Below are 2059 nucleotides of genomic sequence, written 5' to 3'. Positions count from 1 at the left end.
GCGGCGGTGAACCTGTTGAACCCGGCCGTCGTCGTGGTGGCAGGAGACATGGCGGGCGCCTATGAGATATTCGTCGCCGGACTGCGGGAGACGTTGTACGGCAACGCTACTGCGCAGGCGACGCGTGCCCTCGAGGTGGTGTCCGCCGCGCACGGTAGCCGGTCGGGAATCGTCGGCGGCGCCATCATGGTGCTCGACGAGGTGCTCAGCCCAACGGCCGTCGACGCCCTCGTTGACTGAGCAGGCCCGCCAGGATCGTCTCGAGCGCTTCGCGGAGCGTGGCCTCGAACTCCAGGCAGGGGGGTTCTAGCGACGCGTCCGCCTCGTAGGCGGCGACCACCGCCTGCGGGGGACGGGAGTGCGTCCACACGGAGGTGGCCATCAGGGCGGCCAGGGTGATGAACCTGGTGGCGTCCTCAGCGCCGAGTTCGGGGAGCTGATCGGCCACCGACTCGGCGAGCCGGTCGACGTTGGCGACCGCCGAGCGCTTGTACCGCAGCACGGTATCGGTTGAGATGTTGTGTTCCAGCACGGCCGCTTGCGCACTCATCAGATCGCTGAGAACCGGCCGCTCGGACAGTGACGCGGCGATGGCGGCGGCGACCCGGTCGGCTCGGGTCGAGACGTTCTCGGACGGGTCAGCGACGGCGGCCATCCGCTGCTCCACGTCGGTCACCCATTCGGTGAGCGCCTCGGCGCACAACTCGAGCAGCACGGCCTCGCGCGACTCGAAGTAGCGCAGCACGTTCGACTTGGCCATACACGACTTGCGGCTCAAGCCGTTGAGCGTGACCGCCGCCACCGGCATCTCGCAGAGCATCGCCCGTGCCGTGTCCAGGATTGTCGTGCGGCGCACTTCTCGCTGCTCAGCGCTGTGGGCGCGGACGAAGGACACCATGTGGTCAGCATAAGGTACCGTCGGTCTCTTGCCTAGCGACCGGTGGTCTGTTAGCGTTCGGCCCCAGTTAGAGACCATCGGTCGCTAAGCGGCCTCTTCGAGAGGGATGCCATGTATCAGGTCGACGATCAGTCCGGTCGACGCTTCGTGATCACCGGAGCCAACAGCGGGACGGGCAAGGAGGCCGCGCGCAGGATCGCCGCAGCGGGCGGGCACGTCGTCATGGCGGTGCGCACCGAGGAGAAGGGTCACGCGGCTGCCGCCGAAATCCGCAAGGACGTGCCTGCAGCGTCGCTGGAGGTGCGCCGCATCGACCTCGCCGACCTTGCCAGCGTGCGCGCCTTCGCCGAAGGCATCCGCGCGGACGGTGAGCGCCTCGACGTCCTCATCAACAACGCGGGCGTGATGGCCGTGCCGCAACGCATGACCACCGCCGACGGCTTCGAGCTCCAGTTCGGCAGCAACTTCATCGGTCCGTTCGCCCTGACGAATCTTCTTCTGCCGCTGCTGCTCTCATCAGACGCACCGCGGGTGACGACGATGGCCAGCGGGGCCGCGAACATCGGCCGGATCAACTTCCGCGACCTGCAGTCCGCCGAGTCCTACGGCTCGGTCGGAGCCTATGCACAGTCGAAATTGGCCGACCTGCTGCTCGGTGTCCACCTGGCGAACATTGCCGTTGAGCGCGGCTGGAGGCTGTTGAGCACCATCGCGCATCCGGGCTACACCAGGACCAACCTGCAGTCAGCAGGCCCGAACCTCGGCCGGGCGAAGAAGCGGTTCAACCCGCTCTTCGATCTGCCGCTGCTGCCGTCACAGGACGTGGTGCCCGGCACCGAACCCTTGCTGTTCGCGGCGACCGACCCAGACGTCAGGCAGGGCGCGTACTACGGTCCGAGTCGCCTCGGCGGCCTCGTCGGGCCGACGACGAAGCTGAGCTTGCCGCGGTCGGCGCGTGGCGTCGACCTTGCGGCGTCGCTGTGGTCGGTGGCCGAGCAACTCACCGGCACGGGCTTCTCGGCGTTCCGGCCCGAGCTGGCGTTCACGTCTTCGCGATGACGTTCTCCGCGAACCGTTCGAGGTGGCGGATCTTGTCGTCGAGCGGCTCGGTGTCGTTGCCCTTGATGTAGGGGATCCGGAAGCCGACGATGACGTCGGTGA

At 67.6% G+C, this 2059-nt stretch carries 2 protein-coding genes and 2 pseudogenes; 2 read left to right on the top strand and 2 right to left on the bottom strand.

Features of this window, described 5'->3' with window-relative positions; translation table 11 throughout:
• Nucleotides 1-240, top strand: a pseudogene (locus ACRDUX_RS21665) (sugar kinase); the annotation flags it as partial.
• Here ACRDUX_RS21665 and ACRDUX_RS21660 read toward each other — a convergent pair.
• Entirely contained in the window at nt 206-898 is a 693-nt protein-coding gene (locus tag ACRDUX_RS21660; protein ID WP_526416355.1) for a TetR/AcrR family transcriptional regulator, read from the bottom strand. The pseudogene ACRDUX_RS21665 and the gene ACRDUX_RS21660 sit on opposite strands and share 35 nt — an antisense overlap.
• Nucleotides 899-1009: 111 nt before the next feature.
• Between ACRDUX_RS21660 and ACRDUX_RS21655 the strand changes: the two genes are divergently transcribed.
• Nucleotides 1010-1957 carry an SDR family oxidoreductase gene (locus ACRDUX_RS21655; protein ID WP_526416353.1) on the top strand — a complete coding sequence of 316 codons (948 nt, stop codon included), beginning with the start codon at nt 1010-1012 and terminating at the stop codon, nt 1955-1957.
• On the opposite strand, the pseudogene ACRDUX_RS21650 reads toward ACRDUX_RS21655, so the two are convergent.
• Nucleotides 1941-2059 (bottom strand): annotated as a pseudogene (locus ACRDUX_RS21650) (LLM class F420-dependent oxidoreductase); the annotation flags it as partial. The gene ACRDUX_RS21655 and the pseudogene ACRDUX_RS21650 overlap by 17 nt on opposite strands.

It is taken from the genome of Mycobacterium sp. (genome assembly GCF_050701675.1).
Taxonomy (GTDB): Bacteria; Actinomycetota; Actinomycetes; order Mycobacteriales; family Mycobacteriaceae; genus Mycobacterium.
Note: the sequence above shows the minus strand (reverse complement) of the source record. Positions and strands in the feature narration are given on the sequence as shown.

Excerpts from the sequence above, each read along its gene's own strand:
- ACRDUX_RS21660 (WP_526416355.1), bottom strand. The coding sequence starts at position 898 with ATGGTGTCCTTCGTCCGCGCCCACAGCGCTGAGCAGCGAGAAGTGCGC.
- ACRDUX_RS21655 (WP_526416353.1), top strand. The coding sequence starts at position 1,010 with ATGTATCAGGTCGACGATCAGTCCGGTCGACGCTTCGTGATCACCGGA.